The organism is Paenarthrobacter sp. AR 02 (assembly GCF_021538675.1).
In the GTDB taxonomy this organism is placed as follows: Bacteria; Actinomycetota; Actinomycetes; order Actinomycetales; family Micrococcaceae; genus Arthrobacter.
In genome coordinates, this window is record NZ_JAJUKH010000001.1 from 149,497 (window position 1) to 163,485 (window position 13,989).

Sequence of the window (13,989 nt, forward strand, 5' to 3'; positions counted from 1 at the left end):
AAACCAGGTCAATCCCGAGGGATTAACGTCCGGCCTTCTTCTTGCCGGCGACGGTGCGCTTCGGACCCTTGCGGGTACGTGCGTTGGTCTTCGTACGCTGTCCGCGTACGGGCAGGCCCTTGCGGTGGCGCAGGCCTTCGTAGCTGCCGATCTCAACCTTGCGGCGGATGTCAGCGGCTACCTCGCGGCGAAGGTCACCCTCAACCTTGTAGTTGCCTTCAATGTAGTCACGCAGCTGGACCAGCTCGGCGTCAGTCAGGTCCTTGACGCGAACGTCAGCGCTGATGCCGGTGGCAGCCAGGGTTTCGTGTGCACGGGTCTTGCCCACGCCGTAGATGTAAGTAAGCGCAATTTCCAACCGCTTTTCGCGGGGAATGTCTACGCCAGCGAGACGAGCCATAGTGGCGGTACTCCTTGAATAAACCGGAGGTCGTAGGCAGTACACCCACACGTTCCGTGTGGCCCCAGCCTCCGACCGGGGGTTCGCTGACCAGGCTCTGTAATGCAGTCCTGGCACAGCTTGTGCTGCCTTTATTTACTTGCGTGGGCTAGCAACCCAGGTTTGCCCTTGCGGGCGCTGATTCCCGGAAGGGGAATTAGCCCTGGCGCTGCTTGTGGCGCGGGTTCTCGCAGATCACCATGACCCGGCCGTTACGGCGGATCACTTTGCACTTGTCGCAGATCTGCTTGACGCTCGGCTTGACCTTCATGGCGTTCCTTTGCGTGTTTTGCAGTTGATCTGCTGGAGCGGCTTGGCACTATTGCCTGCCGCCCAGCAATTTACTTGTAGCGGTAGACGATACGACCACGTGTGAGGTCGTATGGGCTCAGCTCAACCACTACCCGGTCCTCGGGGAGGATTCGAATGTAGTGCTGTCGCATCTTCCCAGAGATGTGTGCGAGAACGACGTGCTTGTTGGTGAGCTCAACACGAAACATCGCATTGGGCAGCGCCTCAGTCACAACGCCCTCGATCTCAATGACCCCGTCCTTCTTGGCCATATCCTCCGCTAACTGTTGTTTGCCACCGTCCTCCAGTAGGCACCGAAGGTCCAGCGGACGTTTTTTGTTTGCTTGGCTCCCTTGGAACCACGACACTAAAAAGGGCGTGGCTGCACAGACAACCAACAAATAACTCTACGCCAATGGAGCCGGAAAGTTAAATCCGACAATGGTAGCGCACGTATCGCAGCCCGTCACTCCCCCGCCGGCCGATAGGCCGGGAAGTCACCCGCCGGCGTCGAGACGCTTTCCGCGGCCAGGACGCCGTCGAGAATCGCCAGCCGAACGGCTTCCGCCGCGGCGCTTTGGAGCGTAATCAGCGAGACTTGCCGCGCCTGTTCAGTACTGCGGTCAAGCCCGACGGCGCCAGTCGCCAACGCGAACACGGTGTCACCGTCAGCGAGGGTATGAGACGGATCCAGCGCCCGCGCAAGCCCTGCATGCCCGGCAGATGCGGTCCGCTTGCACTCGGCCACATCCAGCACGGCATTCGTAGCGATCACGACGAGTGTAGTGTTCAGGCCCGGCTGTTCTGCCTGCGCTGGCTGGTCCTCGGCCTGCGGGCCTGGAGCCCGGCCGCGCGCGTCTAAGGGAGGAACGACCGAGCGCGCAGAGGGCTGCAGGTCCGCAGGCCCAAACCGGGGCGAACCCAGCGCATTCACCACGGCGATGGCCCCCACAATCACGCCGCCGTCGAGTTCGATCGAGGACGTACCCACCCCACCTTTGTACTGTCCGCGGGCAACAACGGCGCCCGTGCCGGCACCAACGTTTCCACGCCCGACGTCGGCATGGTCACCGGAGGCGAACGCCGCAGCAGCTGCCTGGTAGCCCATGTCAGCGTCGGGCCGTGCGTGTACGTCGCCACCACGCCCGAGGTCGAAGACCGCTGCGGCCGGAACAATTGGCACCACGGTTCCCGGGACGGCGAAGCCACGCCCCTGTTCTTCACACCAGCGTTGGGCGCCCGCCGCGGAGACCAGCCCGAAGGCGCTGCCACCAGTCAACACCACGGCATCAACGGTGGACACCAACGTGGTGGGATCCAAAGCGTCGGTCTCGTGCGTCCCGGGCCCTCCACCGCGAACATCCACCGACCCCACGGTTCCGGGCGGCGGCAGCACCACGGTCACCCCGGACAGCCACCCATTCCCGACCCTCTGCACATGACCAACCCGTACGCCCGCAACATCGGTGATCGCATTCATGGCTCCATTCTCCACCGGCCTGGGCAACGCCTCGCCCTGGACTGGAACTGGGAGTTGAGCCTCAAATACGAACTTGCGGGGAACACCACGTAAACGGGTTGGGAAGTGTCAGACAACTATCACTCAGGGATGCCTTTTTGGTCCCGACAGGCCACTTCGGTGTGGTGAGCTAGGCCTGTCTTCGCCGCCCCGGTCCGGGCGCTGGCGAACCCCCTCAATCACCCGAGAACGTTAGTGACCCATGACTGCCCCTTTGATTCACAAGAGCAGCACCGCGCCCGCGGACGGCCCGGACACATCGGCCCCCGCCCCGCCGGTTGCGACGCCCGGGAGAAACCGGGAGAGACGGCGCTGGTCCGGCCGAAGCCGCAAGGACTTTGTTGTCTTCCTGGCCATGGCCCTTCCCAACCTGGTGCTGATTGGCACCTTTACGTACTGGCCGCTGATTAACAACATCTACTACTCCACGTTGGATTGGACGCTGGGCTCTGCTTCAGCCACGGTTGTTGGGCTGCAGAACTACGTCACGTTCTTCACCGGCGAGGACGCCTCGAAAGTCCTCGGCACCACGGCGGTCTTCACGCTTGTTACGGTGGGCGGCTCCATGGTCCTGGGCTTGCTGGTTGCCTTGGCGTTGAATGCGAAGGTTCGCGGCACCACGTTGGCCCGGTCCGCGGTGTTTGCGCCGTACGTGCTCTCCGGGGTGGGTGTCGGTTTGGTGTGGTTGTTCATCTTCGATCCCGGTTACGGTGTCTTGGCTTGGATCCTTCGTGGGCTCGGTCAGCAGAGCCCGCAGTGGATCAACGATCCCCAGCTTTCGTTGGTGATGGTCATCATTGTCTACGTCTGGAAAAACCTGGGCTATTGCGCCGTGGTTTATCTGGCCGGGCTGCAGTCACTTCCGCGGGACGTCATGGAAGCCGCAGCCCTCGACGGGGCGAACGGAATACGACGGTTCCTCAGCATTTCGTTGCCGTTGCTCTCCCCCACCACGTTCTTCCTGCTGATCACCACCATGCTGAGTTCGTTGCAGGCATTCGACCTGATCCGCATCATGACACCGCTGGGCAATGGCACCAGCACGTTGATCTACGAGGCCTACCTCCAGGCTTTCGGCGCCTACAACAGGGCGGGCTACTCCGCGGCGATCTCAGTGATCCTCTTCGCCATCCTGCTGATCATCACGGTCCTCCAACTGCGGTTCGTTGAGCGAAAGGTCCACTACTCATGAGCGCACCGTCACCAGCCGCCGTCGTCGTTTCCCAGCAGGACGCTGAGCCGGACCGTCGGCACAGGCCCTTGTCGCCTGCGAACCTTCTCCAGACAGTCGCCGCGGGCTACGTTCCGCTGATCGTCGCCACGCTGGTGGTGGCCCTGCCATTGCTGTGGATGCTGCTCAGCTCTTTCAAGCAACCGGGCGAAATCGTCACCATGGACCTGAAAATCCTGCCGGATTCCTTGAACCTGGAGAACTATGCCACAGCCATGACGACGGTTCCGTTCGCCCAATTTTTCGCGAACAGCCTGATAGTCACAGTGGTTGGTTCCACCGTCAAAGTCATCCTGGCGATCCTGACCGCCTACGCCCTGGTGTTCGTGCGCTTTCCGTTCAAGAACGTCATCTTCGTCCTGATCCTGGTGGCCCTGATGGTTCCGGCGCAGGTTTCCATCCTGCCCAACTACATCCTCATTGCGGGCATGGGAGGCAAGAACACCCTGTGGGGCATCATCCTTCCGGGACTCGGCACTGCCTTTGGTACTTTCCTCCTTCGGCAGCACTTCCTGACCCTTCCGCCGTCGATCCTTGAAGCGGCCGAGATCGATGGCGCCGGCCATTGGCGACGCTTGTGGCAAATCATCGTGCCCGTGTCGGTACCGTCCATCGCGACCGTGGCATTGGTGACAGTGGTCAGCGAATGGAATGACTACATTTGGCCGCTCATCATCACCGATCGTCCAGAAACCATGACCCTGCCAGTGGGGCTCACCTTGTTGCAGAACTCCGAAAGCAACGGAGCAGGCTGGGGAATCCTCATGGCCGGGGCCGTCCTGGTGATCGTTCCGATCCTGCTGGTCTTCGCCGCACTCCAGCGCTACATCGTTGCCGGCCTGACGCAGGGAAGCGTCACCGGTTGATTCTCCCACCGCACCAATCGCATCGAAGTACGTTATTGAAAGGAAGCACCATGCGCACCAACCTTGACCGCCGACATTTCCTGGGACTTGCAGGCCTCGGAGCCGGAGCAGCGGCCCTCGCCGCATGTGGTGGACCCTCGACGGCGGGCACGGCAGACGCCGTCGACCCCGCAACGATCGACTTCAGCGGCGTGAAGCCTGCCGCCTCCATCGATTTCTGGACCAACCACCCGGGCAAGTCGCAGGACGTGGAAAAGGCCATCATCGACAAGTTCCACGCCAAGTTCCCTGACATCAAGGTCAACCTGGTCACGGCTGGGGCGAACTACGAAGAGATTGCCCAGAAGTTCCAGACGTCGCAGGCGGCCAAGACCGGGCTCCCCGGCTTGGTGGTCCTTTCCGACGTGTGGTGGTTCCGCTACTTCTCCAACGGCAGCATCATTCCCCTTGACGGACTCGTGAAGCAGCTGGACATCAAGATCGACGATTTCCAGAAGTCCCTCGTTGACGACTACAAGTACGACAACAAGCAGTGGGCCCTGCCCTACGGCCGGTCCACCCCGCTGTTCTACTACAACAAGGACCACTTCAAAGCCGCAGGACTTCCGGACCGTGCTCCTGCAACCTGGCAGGAATTCGCTGAGTGGGCACCCAAGCTGAAGGCAAGCTCCGGCGCCCAGTACGCCTACATCTACCCGGCGTTGGCTGGCTACGCCGGCTGGACCCTGCAGAACAACCTGTGGGGCTGGGGCGGAAGCTGGTCCAGGGACTGGGACATCACCTGCGACTCCAAGGAATCCGTGGCTGCCCTGCAGTGGGCGCAAGACTCCATTTACAAAGACGGATGGGCTGGCGTCTCGTCCAAGGAAGCTGCTGACGACTTCGCCGCCGGCCTTACCTCGTCGACCATCTCCTCCACCGGCTCCCTGTTGGGTGTCCTGAAGGCTGCCAAGTTCAACGTCGGCGTCGGGTTCCTCCCCGGCGGTCCCCAGGTTACCAGTGGCGTTTGCCCGACAGGAGGCGCGGGGCTGGGCATTCCGAGCGGGATCAGCAAGGAAGAGCAGTTGGCCGCTGCAACCTTCCTCAAGTTCATGACCGAACCCGAGAACACGGCTGCGTTCTCCGCTGCCACCGGCTACATGCCTACGCGGCTATCCGCGGACATGTCTACCGTCCTGGCCACCACGCCGCAGATCAAGATCGCCATGGACCAGCTCGCAGCCACCAAGGTCCAGGACAACGCAAGGGTCTTCCTTCCGGGTGCGGACCAGGAAATGGCCAAGTCTGCTGCGAAGATCCTCACGCAGCAGGGCGATGTGCAGGCCACCATGACGGAGCTGAAGAAGACGCTCGAGGGCATCTACACCAAGGACGTCAAGCCTAAACTGAAGGCATAAACTCCGCCGAGCATGAAGAGAGCCGGGCTGCTTCAGCAGCCCGGCTCTCTTCTTATGTCAGCTACGGGATGGGGACAGGCACGACGCCGAGCGGCGCCAGCTGCGCTGCTCCGCCGTCCGGGGCAGACAGGACCCAAATGCCCTTTTCATGTACGGCTACTGAATGCTCCCATTGGCAGGAGCGCTTGCCGTCGGTGGTGACCACTGTCCAGTCGTCGTCGAGGGTTGCGGTTTCAATGTCCCCGCGAACCAGCATCGGCTCAATGGCAAGGCACAGGCCTGGACGGATCTTCGGGCCGCGGTGGTTGGTCCTGTAGTTCAGCACGTCGGGCGCCATATGCATTTCAGACCCGATACCGTGGCCTACATAGTCTTCGAGGATGCCGAGGGGCTTGCCTTCGACAGACGATACGTAGTCGTCGATGGCGTTGCCGATGTCCCCCACGAACTTTCCGGTGGCCAAGGCAGCGATTCCACGCCACATGGCGGCCTCCGTGACATCGGAGAGGCGCTGGTCTTCGGGATCCGCGGTTCCAACGATCACTGTCCGCGCGGAATCAGAATGCCAGCCGTCCACAATGCAGCCGCCGTCGATGGAGATAATGTCGCCGTCCTGCAGGACACGGCCCCCCGGGATACCGTGAACAACTTCTTCGTTCACCGAGGTACAGATGGTGGCCGGAAAGCCGTGGTATCCGAGGAAATTCGACTTCGCGCCGGCCTCGTTGAGGACTGCGGCGAATACATCATCCAGGTCCTTGGTGGTGACTCCGGCCTTAGCCGCCGCAACGGCAGCGTCCAGGGCACGGCTCAGCACAAGGCCTGCCTGGTGCATGGTGCGCATTTGCTCGTTGGACTTGTATTCAATACGGGGCTGACCGAACGCCATGTTCTCCTTTGGAAGGTTGCTGGTGGGACCCGCCTGGCCCCGTGCTTCAATTATTTTCCCGTATCCGTGGGCAGGACCGAAATTGGCTGGCACCCACCCCATGACAGGGAACGAAAAAGGTGGGCCCCACACCAAACGGTACGGGACCCACCCATCACTCCCATGCCGGTAATCCGGCTATGTGGAGAACGTACTGCTAGACAGCCTTGGCCGACTCGATCGCCGTGAGCACACGGTCGGTAACTTCGTCGATACCGCCGATGCCATCAACCTGTGTCAGGATGCCACGCTCGGAGTACTTGGCTACGACGGCTTCGGTCTGCTCGTGGTACAGGTCAAGACGGTGTCGGATCACAGTCTCGTTGTCATCGGAGCGGCCGGTTTCCTTGGCACGGCCCAAAAGGCGGGCAACCAGTTCTTCGTCGTCGGCAGTCAGCTGGAGCACGACGTCGAGCTCCTGCTGACCCTCGGCGAGGATCTGGTCCAAGTAGTCAACCTGCGCCGTTGTGCGCGGGTAGCCGTCCAACAGGAAGCCGTTCTCGACGTCGTCCTGGCCGAGGCGGTCGCGAACCATGTTGTTCGTGACGCTGTCCGGAACGAAATCGCCGGCGTCCATGTACTTCTTGGCCTCAATGCCCAAGGGGGTTTCGCCCTTGACGTTGGCACGGAAGATGTCGCCGGTGGAGATGGCGACTACGCCGAGGCGCTCGGAAATGCGCTCGGCCTGCGTACCCTTACCCGAACCGGGAGGTCCAATGATCAGCATTCTCGTCATCGCAAAAGCCCTTCGTAGTGACGTTGTTGTAGCTGCGCATCAATCTGCTTGACGGTCTCCAGGCCAACACCCACCATGATCAGGATTGATGTGCCACCAAACGGGAAGTTCTGGTTGGCATTGATCAGGACGAGTGCGACCAGCGGAATCAACGCCACGAAGCCAAGGTAGAAGGCTCCGGGAAGAGTGATCCTGGAAAGCACGTACTGCAGGTAGTCCGCGGTCGGTTTACCCGCCCGGATGCCCGGAATGAACCCGCCGTACTTCTTCATGTTGTCCGACACTTCTTCAGGGTTGAAGGTGATGGCTACATAGAAGTACGTGAAGAACACGATCATGGCGAAGTAGAGCGCCATGTAGATGGGGTGGTCGCCACGGGTGAGGTTGTTGTTGATCCACTCGACCCATGTAGCAATCTGCTCCCCCGGCTTGGGCTGGTTGAACTGCGAGATCAGGCCCGGCAGGTACAGCATGGAGGAAGCAAAGATGACAGGCACGACGCCGGCCATGTTCACCTTGATGGGGATATAGGTGCTGGTCCCACCCACGGTGCGTCGACCGATCATACGCTTGGCGTACTGGACCGGGACACGGCGCTGGGACTGCTCCACGAAGACCACCAGAGCCACAGTCAGCAGTCCAATGGCAAGAACGATGAAGAACGTTCCGGGGCCCTTGGTCTCCCAGATGGAACCCAGTGAACGGGGGAAGCCGGCAGCGATGGAGGTGAAGATCAGGAGGGACATGCCGTTGCCGACGCCGCGCTCGGTGCCGAGCTCGCCCATCCACATGATGAGGCCGGTGCCTGCAGTCAGCGTGATGATCAGCAGGAGGGTGGTAATGATGCTCTCATCGGGAATGATGGGCAGGTTACAGCCCGGCAGCAACTGTCCGGATCGGGCCAGCGACACCAAAGTGGTGGCGTTCAACAAGCCGAGAGCGATGGTGAGGTACCGGGTGTACTGCGTCAGTTTTGACTGCCCGGAGGAACCTTCCTCGTAGAGCTGCTGGAACCGGGGAATAACCACCCGAAGCAACTGCACGATGATGCTCGCCGTGATGTAGGGCATGATGCCCAGGGCAAAGATCGATACCTGCAGCAACGCGCCGCCGCTGAACAAGTTCACCAACTGGTAGATGCCCTGCGAGGTGTCACCGTTGTTCAAGCATTGCTGGACATTCTGGTAGTTCACACCAGGCGAGGGGATGAAAGCTCCCAAGCGGAAGATTGTGATGATTCCCAGCGTGAACAACAACTTGCGTCGCAAATCAGGCGTCCGAAACGCCCGGCCGAATGCGCTTAGCAAGCGTCCTCCTGAGTAGAAAGTACAAGGATGTGATGGGGCTCAATGAAACCCAACAACCGAGTCTAACCGCTGGTGACGCCGTCTTAATAATCGAGAGTCCACAATCAGGCAAAAAAATCCCGGTATACGGGGCCGAAGCCCCGCATACCGGGATTTTTTTACAACGGGCTTTCGCCCCACTGGCTCTTAGAGAGCAGTGGTGCTTCCGCCTGCTGCAGCAATCTTTTCCGTCGCGCTGGCGGAGAATGCGTGGGCGGTGACGTCAACCTTGACGGTGATGTCGCCGGTGCCCAGCACCTTTACGGGCTGGTTCTTGCGAACGGCACCCTTCTCAACCAGGGATTCAACGGTGACAGCGCCACCTTCCGGGAACAGCTCGTTGAGCTTCTCCAGGTTTACAACCTGGAACTCAACCCGGAACGGGTTCTTGAAGCCGCGCAGCTTCGGCAGGCGCATGTGCAGCGGCAGCTGGCCACCGGCAAAGCCAGCCTTTACCTGGTAGCGGGCCTTCGTACCCTTGGTACCGCGACCAGCGGTCTTACCCTTGGAGCCTTCACCACGACCAACACGGGTCTTGGCGGTCTTGGCACCCGGGGCGGGACGCAGGTGGTGGACCTTCAGAGCGTTCTGCTTCTCAGCAGCCTCTGCGGCGGTCTTGTTCTCTGCCATTACTTCGCCTCCTCTACATTCACGAGGTGCGGAACCGTGTTGAGCATGCCAACGGTCACGGCGTCAGCGGTACGGACAACGGTGTGTCCGATGCGCTTGAGGCCGAGGGACCGGAGGGTCGCAATCTGGTTCTGCTTGGCGCCGATGACGCCCTTGATCTGGGTGATCTCCAACTGGGCGTCGGAGGGAGTCAGGTTCTTAGCCATGACTAAACACCTGCCTTCTGGTTCTGGAGCGCGCGCACCAGAGCAGCAGGAGCAACCTCGTCCAGCGGCAAGCCACGGCGGGCAGCCACGGAAGCGGGCTCTTCGAGCTGCTTCAGAGCGGCAACGGTCGCGTGAACGATGTTGATCGCGTTGGAAGAACCGAGCGACTTGGAGAGGATGTCGTGGATACCCACGCACTCCAATACCGCGCGGACCGGACCACCGGCGATAACACCGGTACCGGCGGAAGCCGGACGCAGCAGGACGACGCCTGCAGCAGCTTCACCCTGCACGCGGTGCGGGATGGTGCTGCCAACGCGGGGAACGCGGAAGAAGGACTTCTTGGCCTCTTCAACGCCCTTCGCGATTGCTGCGGGAACTTCCTTGGCCTTGCCGTAGCCGACGCCGACCATACCGTTGCCGTCACCGACGACGACGAGTGCGGTGAAGCTGAAGCGACGACCACCCTTGACGACCTTGGCAACGCGGTTGATGGTGACAACGCGCTCTACGAACTGGCTCTTCTCGGCTTCACGACCGCCGTCGCGGCCACCACGGCCACCACGGTCGCCGCGGCCCTGGCCACGGTCGCCACGCTCGCCGCGACGAGCGCCACGGCGGTCATCGGCAGCGGGTGCGGTCTCAGTTGCTTCAGCAGCTACAGCTTCAGTCACCTGAATGTCCTTTTCGTTGTTTTCAGCGGTCACAGTGCCAGCCCACCTTCGCGAGCACCGTCAGCGACGGCGGCGATGCGGCCGTGGTACTTGTTACCGCCACGGTCGAAGACAACAGCCTCGACGCCTGCAGCCTTGGCACGCTCGGCAACGAGCTCGCCGACGCGCTTGGCCTTTGCAGTCTTGTCTCCGTCGAATGCGCGAAGGTCAGCTTCCAGGGTGGAAGCGTAAGCCACGGTTACACCCTTGCTGTCATCGACAACCTGGACGAATACGTGACGTGCGGAGCGGTTGACGACCAGACGAGGACGTACAGCCGTGCCGCTGATGCGCTTGCGGATACGAAGCTGGCGACGGCTGCGTGCAGCAGACTTGCTCTTGTTCGAACGCTTCTTGTTAATTGCGATGGCCATGGTTTACTTACCAGCCTTTCCGACCTTGCGGCGGATGACTTCGCCGGCGTAACGGACACCCTTGCCCTTGTAGGGGTCGGGCTTGCGCAGCTTGCGAATGTTGGCAGCAACCTCGCCGACCTGCTGCTTGTTGATACCCGCAACAGAGAGCTTGGTCGGACCCTCTACTACGAAGGTGATGCCTTCGGGTGCAGAGACGTTGACCGGGTGGCTGTAGCCCAGAGCGAACTCCAGGTCAGAACCCTTGGCCTGAACGCGGTAACCGGTACCAACGATTTCAAGCTTCTTCTCATAGCCCTCGGTAACGCCCTGGATCATGTTGGCGATCAGGGTGCGGGTCAGGCCGTGCAGCGAACGCGAGTTGCGCTCGTCGTTCGGGCGGGTGACCGTGAGAGTGTTCTCTTCGAGGGAGACCTCGATCGGGCTGGCCACAGTGTGGCTCAGCTCGCCTTTGGATCCCTTGACGCTGATGACGGAGCCATCGAGCTTGACCTCAACTCCGGCAGGAACGGTGATGGGGAGACGTCCAATACGTGACATTATTCTCTTCCTTTCCCGTTACCAGACGTACGCGAGGACTTCGCCGCCCACGCCCTTCTTACCGGCCTGCTTGTCAGTCAGGAGGCCGGAAGAGGTGGACAGGATTGCGATACCCAGGCCACCCAGCACGTGCGGCAGGTTGGTGGACTTCGCGTAAACGCGGAGACCCGGCTTGGAGATGCGGCGGACACCAGCGATTGAACGCTCGCGGTTGGGACCGAACTTGAGGTCGATGGTCAGCTTCTTGCCAACCTCAGCTTCCTCTTCCTTCCAGCCGGCGATGTAGCCCTCGGCCTTCAGGATGTCGGCAACGCGTGCCTTCAGTTTGCTGTACGGCATGGACACGGTGTCGTGGTATGCCGAGTTTGCATTGCGCAGACGCGTAAGCATGTCTGCGACAGGATCTGTCATAGTCATTTGGGCTATAGCCCTTCCTCGTACCGGTTTCCGCTGCGCTTGGTCTCAAGAACAAACGCGGACGGACCTGTCACGTAGTTAGTTTTCGGTTTTGAACGGGAACCCAAGCGCCTTGAGCAGCGCGCGGCCTTCGTCGTCGGTCTTGGCAGTGGTAACGACCGTGATGTCCATACCGCGAACGCGGTCGATGGAATCCTGGTCGATTTCGTGGAACATAACCTGCTCGGTCAGACCGAAGGTGTAGTTGCCGTTGCCATCGAACTGCTTGCCGTTGAGGCCGCGGAAGTCACGGATACGCGGCAGTGCCAGCGAAACCAGACGGTCCACGAATTCCCACATACGGTCGCCACGCAGGGTAGCGTGTGCACCGATGGGCATGCCTTCGCGCAGCTTGAACTGTGCGATCGACTTACGGGCCTTGGTTACCTGCGGCTTCTGGCCGGTGATCAGGGTGAGGTCGCGGACAGCGCCGTCGATCAGCTTGGAGTCCTTGGCGGCATCTCCAACACCCATGTTCACAACAACCTTCACCAGGCGGGGAACCTGGTTCACGTTCGCGTAGTTGAACTCGTCCTGCAGGGACTTCTTGATGGTCTCTGCATACTTGGTCTTCAGACGCGGAACGATCTTCACTGGAGTCTCGAGAGTCTCGCTCATTAGATGTCCTTCCCGGTGGCCTTGGACACGCGGATACGGACAGTCTTGGAACGACCATCCTTCTCAACGGTGTCGAGACGGAAACCAACACGGGTCGGCTTCTTGGTCGACGGGTCAACCAAAGCAACGTTGGAGACGTGGATCGGGGCCTCAACGACCTCGATGCCACCGGTCTTGGTGCCGCGCTGCGACTGACCGACCTTGGTGTGCTTGGTGACGCGGTTGATGCCCTCTACCAACACGCGGTTGGTGTCCGGGAATACGCGCAGGACTTTGCCCTGCTTGCCGCGGTCTCCGCCACGTTCCTGCTTGGCGCCGGTGATGACCTGAACGAGGTCACCCTTCTTGATCTTAGCCATGGACTAAAGCACCTCCGGGGCCAGCGAAACGATCTTCATGAACTTCTTGTCGCGAAGTTCACGACCAACCGGGCCGAAGATACGGGTACCGCGGGGGTCACCGTCGTTCTTCAGGATCACAGCTGCGTTTTCGTCAAACTTGATGTAGGAACCATCCGCACGGCGGCGTTCCTTCTTGGTACGAACGATGACAGCCTTGACGACGTCACCCTTCTTTACGTTGCCGCCAGGGATAGCGTCCTTGACGGTTGCGACGATAACGTCGCCAATGCCTGCGTAGCGACGGCCAGATCCACCGAGAACGCGAATGGTAAGGATTTCCTTAGCACCCGTGTTGTCGGCGACCTTCAGTCGCGACTCCTGCTGAATCAATTTCTACTCCTTGCGTCGCGCCGGTTCTCAGACCGAAATCATGCATACGGAATGAGCCTTGCGGAACGGTTGATCGGGGTGTCTCTTGACCTGCCTGGATTTTGCCAGAACAGGCCTAAACGCCCGTGCCACAAGCATCAGCTTCCCTTGCAGAAAACTCTGCGCGGGGCAGTATGCAGCGGCACGATTGTTTACGAGGTAGTGGACGACGCACAAGTGGCGCCATACAAACTCAATATCCTAGCACGTTTACGGATCGAATCCGAACCGAGGGCCAACGCGGGAAGGCCCGCATTCCCAAGGGAATACGGGCCTTCCGTTGAATCCTGCCAGGCGATGCCCGGCGTCGGATTTACTTTGCCTTTTCGAGGATCTCCACCAGGCGCCACCGCTTGGTAGCGGAGAGCGGGCGGGTCTCAGAGATGAGAACGAGGTCGCCGATGCCGGCGGTGTTCTCTTCGTCGTGAGCCTTGACCTTCGAGGTGCGGCGAATAACCTTGCCGTACAGAGCGTGCTTCACGCGGTCTTCAACCTGAACAACGATGGTCTTTTCCATCTTGTCAGAGACAACGTAGCCGCGACGCGTCTTACGGTAACCGCGCTGTTCAGCGCTGGCTGCTGCTTCCGTCACAGTTTCCTTCTCGCTCACTTGGCGTCCTCTCCAGCTTCAACCTCGGCCTTTTCAGCCTTGGCAGCCTTCTTGGACTTCTTTTCTTCCTTGGCTTCCACAACCGGTGCGGCAACCTCGGCACGAATGCCCAGCTCGCGCTCACGGAGAACGGTGTAGATGCGTGCGATGTCCTTCTTTACCGCGCGCAGGCGACCGTGGTTCTCCAGCTGTCCGGTGGCGGACTGGAAACGCAGGTTGAACAGCTCTTCCTTGGACTTGCGGAGTTCTTCAACGAGACGCTCGTTGTCGAAACCGTCCAGCTGTGCGGGTGCGAGATCCTTCGACCCTACTGCCATTT

At 60.6% G+C, this 13,989-nt stretch carries 21 protein-coding genes; 3 read left to right on the forward strand and 18 right to left on the reverse strand.

From position 1 onward, the window contains the following. Positions 1-22: 22 nt before the first annotated feature. From rpsM to LRQ04_RS00745, 4 genes are all read right to left on the reverse strand, one after another. Positions 23-400, reverse strand: coding sequence for a 30S ribosomal protein S13 (gene rpsM, locus LRQ04_RS00730; RefSeq protein WP_011775569.1), 378 nt, complete (start codon positions 398-400; stop codon positions 23-25). Positions 401-596: 196 nt separating this feature from the next. Then, positions 597-710: a 50S ribosomal protein L36 gene (rpmJ, locus tag LRQ04_RS00735; protein WP_011775570.1), complete on the reverse strand. Its 114-nt coding sequence runs from the start codon at positions 708-710 to the stop codon at positions 597-599. A gap of 70 nt (positions 711-780) precedes the next feature. Then, the gene (infA, locus tag LRQ04_RS00740; protein WP_011775571.1) at positions 781-1,002 is read right to left on the reverse strand and encodes a translation initiation factor IF-1; all 222 of its coding nucleotides are present in this window, start codon (positions 1,000-1,002) and stop codon (positions 781-783) included. A 194-nt stretch (positions 1,003-1,196) separates the two neighbouring features. Then, positions 1,197-2,210 carry a P1 family peptidase gene (locus tag LRQ04_RS00745; protein WP_235517117.1) on the reverse strand — a complete coding sequence of 338 codons (1,014 nt, stop codon included), beginning with the start codon at positions 2,208-2,210 and terminating at the stop codon, positions 1,197-1,199. Between the two features lie 241 nt (positions 2,211-2,451). Here LRQ04_RS00745 and LRQ04_RS00750 point away from each other — a divergent pair, with 241 nt between their 5' ends. The 3 genes from LRQ04_RS00750 to LRQ04_RS00760 are packed head-to-tail and all read left to right on the forward strand — an operon-like array spanning position 2,452 to position 5,743. Continuing rightward, the gene (locus LRQ04_RS00750) at positions 2,452-3,441 is read left to right on the forward strand and encodes a carbohydrate ABC transporter permease (protein WP_235517118.1); all 990 of its coding nucleotides are present in this window, start codon (positions 2,452-2,454) and stop codon (positions 3,439-3,441) included. Further along, positions 3,438-4,346 (forward strand): carbohydrate ABC transporter permease, encoded by a 909-nt coding sequence (locus tag LRQ04_RS00755; RefSeq protein ID WP_235517119.1) that lies wholly within the window; start codon positions 3,438-3,440, stop codon positions 4,344-4,346. Before LRQ04_RS00750 ends, LRQ04_RS00755 begins: the two co-directional genes overlap by 4 nt. A 50-nt stretch (positions 4,347-4,396) precedes the next feature. Continuing rightward, a complete protein-coding gene (locus tag LRQ04_RS00760) occupies positions 4,397-5,743 on the forward strand; it encodes an ABC transporter substrate-binding protein (protein WP_235517120.1) in 1,347 nt (448 codons plus the stop codon). A gap of 61 nt (positions 5,744-5,804) precedes the next feature. Here LRQ04_RS00760 and map read toward each other — a convergent pair whose 3' ends face one another. The 14 genes from map to rpmC form a co-directional block, all read right to left on the reverse strand. Beyond that, complete coding sequence (gene map / locus LRQ04_RS00765) at positions 5,805-6,632, reverse strand: type I methionyl aminopeptidase (protein ID WP_235517121.1); 828 nt, start codon at positions 6,630-6,632, stop codon at positions 5,805-5,807. A gap of 196 nt (positions 6,633-6,828) precedes the next feature. Beyond that, complete coding sequence (locus tag LRQ04_RS00770; protein WP_235518597.1) at positions 6,829-7,398, reverse strand: adenylate kinase; 570 nt, start codon at positions 7,396-7,398, stop codon at positions 6,829-6,831. A gap of 5 nt (positions 7,399-7,403) precedes the next feature. Beyond that, positions 7,404-8,714, reverse strand: coding sequence for a preprotein translocase subunit SecY (gene secY, locus LRQ04_RS00775; RefSeq protein ID WP_235517122.1), 1,311 nt, complete (start codon positions 8,712-8,714; stop codon positions 7,404-7,406). Positions 8,715-8,900: 186 nt separating this feature from the next. Beyond that, on the reverse strand, positions 8,901-9,383 hold the full coding sequence (rplO, locus tag LRQ04_RS00780; RefSeq protein WP_211712130.1) for a 50S ribosomal protein L15: 483 nt from the start codon (positions 9,381-9,383) through the stop codon (positions 8,901-8,903). After that, positions 9,383-9,589: a 50S ribosomal protein L30 gene (gene rpmD, locus LRQ04_RS00785; protein WP_026539814.1), complete on the reverse strand. Its 207-nt coding sequence runs from the start codon at positions 9,587-9,589 to the stop codon at positions 9,383-9,385. Before rpmD ends, rplO begins: the two co-directional genes overlap by 1 nt. Before the next feature lie 2 nt (positions 9,590-9,591). Next, a complete protein-coding gene (rpsE, locus tag LRQ04_RS00790; RefSeq protein WP_204814929.1) occupies positions 9,592-10,263 on the reverse strand; it encodes a 30S ribosomal protein S5 in 672 nt (223 codons plus the stop codon). 29 nt (positions 10,264-10,292) lie between these two features. Then, positions 10,293-10,676: a 50S ribosomal protein L18 gene (gene rplR, locus LRQ04_RS00795; RefSeq protein WP_167263521.1), complete on the reverse strand. Its 384-nt coding sequence runs from the start codon at positions 10,674-10,676 to the stop codon at positions 10,293-10,295. A 3-nt stretch (positions 10,677-10,679) separates the two neighbouring features. Further along, a complete protein-coding gene (gene rplF, locus LRQ04_RS00800) occupies positions 10,680-11,216 on the reverse strand; it encodes a 50S ribosomal protein L6 (RefSeq protein ID WP_018776680.1) in 537 nt (178 codons plus the stop codon). Positions 11,217-11,234: 18 nt separating this feature from the next. Then, on the reverse strand, positions 11,235-11,633 hold the full coding sequence (gene rpsH / locus LRQ04_RS00805; RefSeq protein WP_142938374.1) for a 30S ribosomal protein S8: 399 nt from the start codon (positions 11,631-11,633) through the stop codon (positions 11,235-11,237). 78 nt (positions 11,634-11,711) lie between these two features. Continuing rightward, positions 11,712-12,290 carry a 50S ribosomal protein L5 gene (gene rplE / locus LRQ04_RS00810; RefSeq protein ID WP_235517123.1) on the reverse strand — a complete coding sequence of 193 codons (579 nt, stop codon included), beginning with the start codon at positions 12,288-12,290 and terminating at the stop codon, positions 11,712-11,714. Further along, complete coding sequence (gene rplX, locus LRQ04_RS00815) at positions 12,290-12,649, reverse strand: 50S ribosomal protein L24 (protein ID WP_141281625.1); 360 nt, start codon at positions 12,647-12,649, stop codon at positions 12,290-12,292. The genes rplE and rplX overlap by 1 nt, the downstream gene beginning before the upstream one ends. Before the next feature lie 3 nt (positions 12,650-12,652). Next, positions 12,653-13,021, reverse strand: coding sequence for a 50S ribosomal protein L14 (rplN, locus tag LRQ04_RS00820; RefSeq protein ID WP_003803789.1), 369 nt, complete (start codon positions 13,019-13,021; stop codon positions 12,653-12,655). A 352-nt stretch (positions 13,022-13,373) separates the two neighbouring features. Then, the gene (gene rpsQ, locus LRQ04_RS00825; RefSeq protein ID WP_142938371.1) at positions 13,374-13,670 is read right to left on the reverse strand and encodes a 30S ribosomal protein S17; all 297 of its coding nucleotides are present in this window, start codon (positions 13,668-13,670) and stop codon (positions 13,374-13,376) included. Then, complete coding sequence (gene rpmC / locus LRQ04_RS00830; protein WP_014922387.1) at positions 13,667-13,987, reverse strand: 50S ribosomal protein L29; 321 nt, start codon at positions 13,985-13,987, stop codon at positions 13,667-13,669. The genes rpsQ and rpmC overlap by 4 nt, the downstream gene beginning before the upstream one ends. Positions 13,988-13,989: the final 2 nt, after the last annotated feature.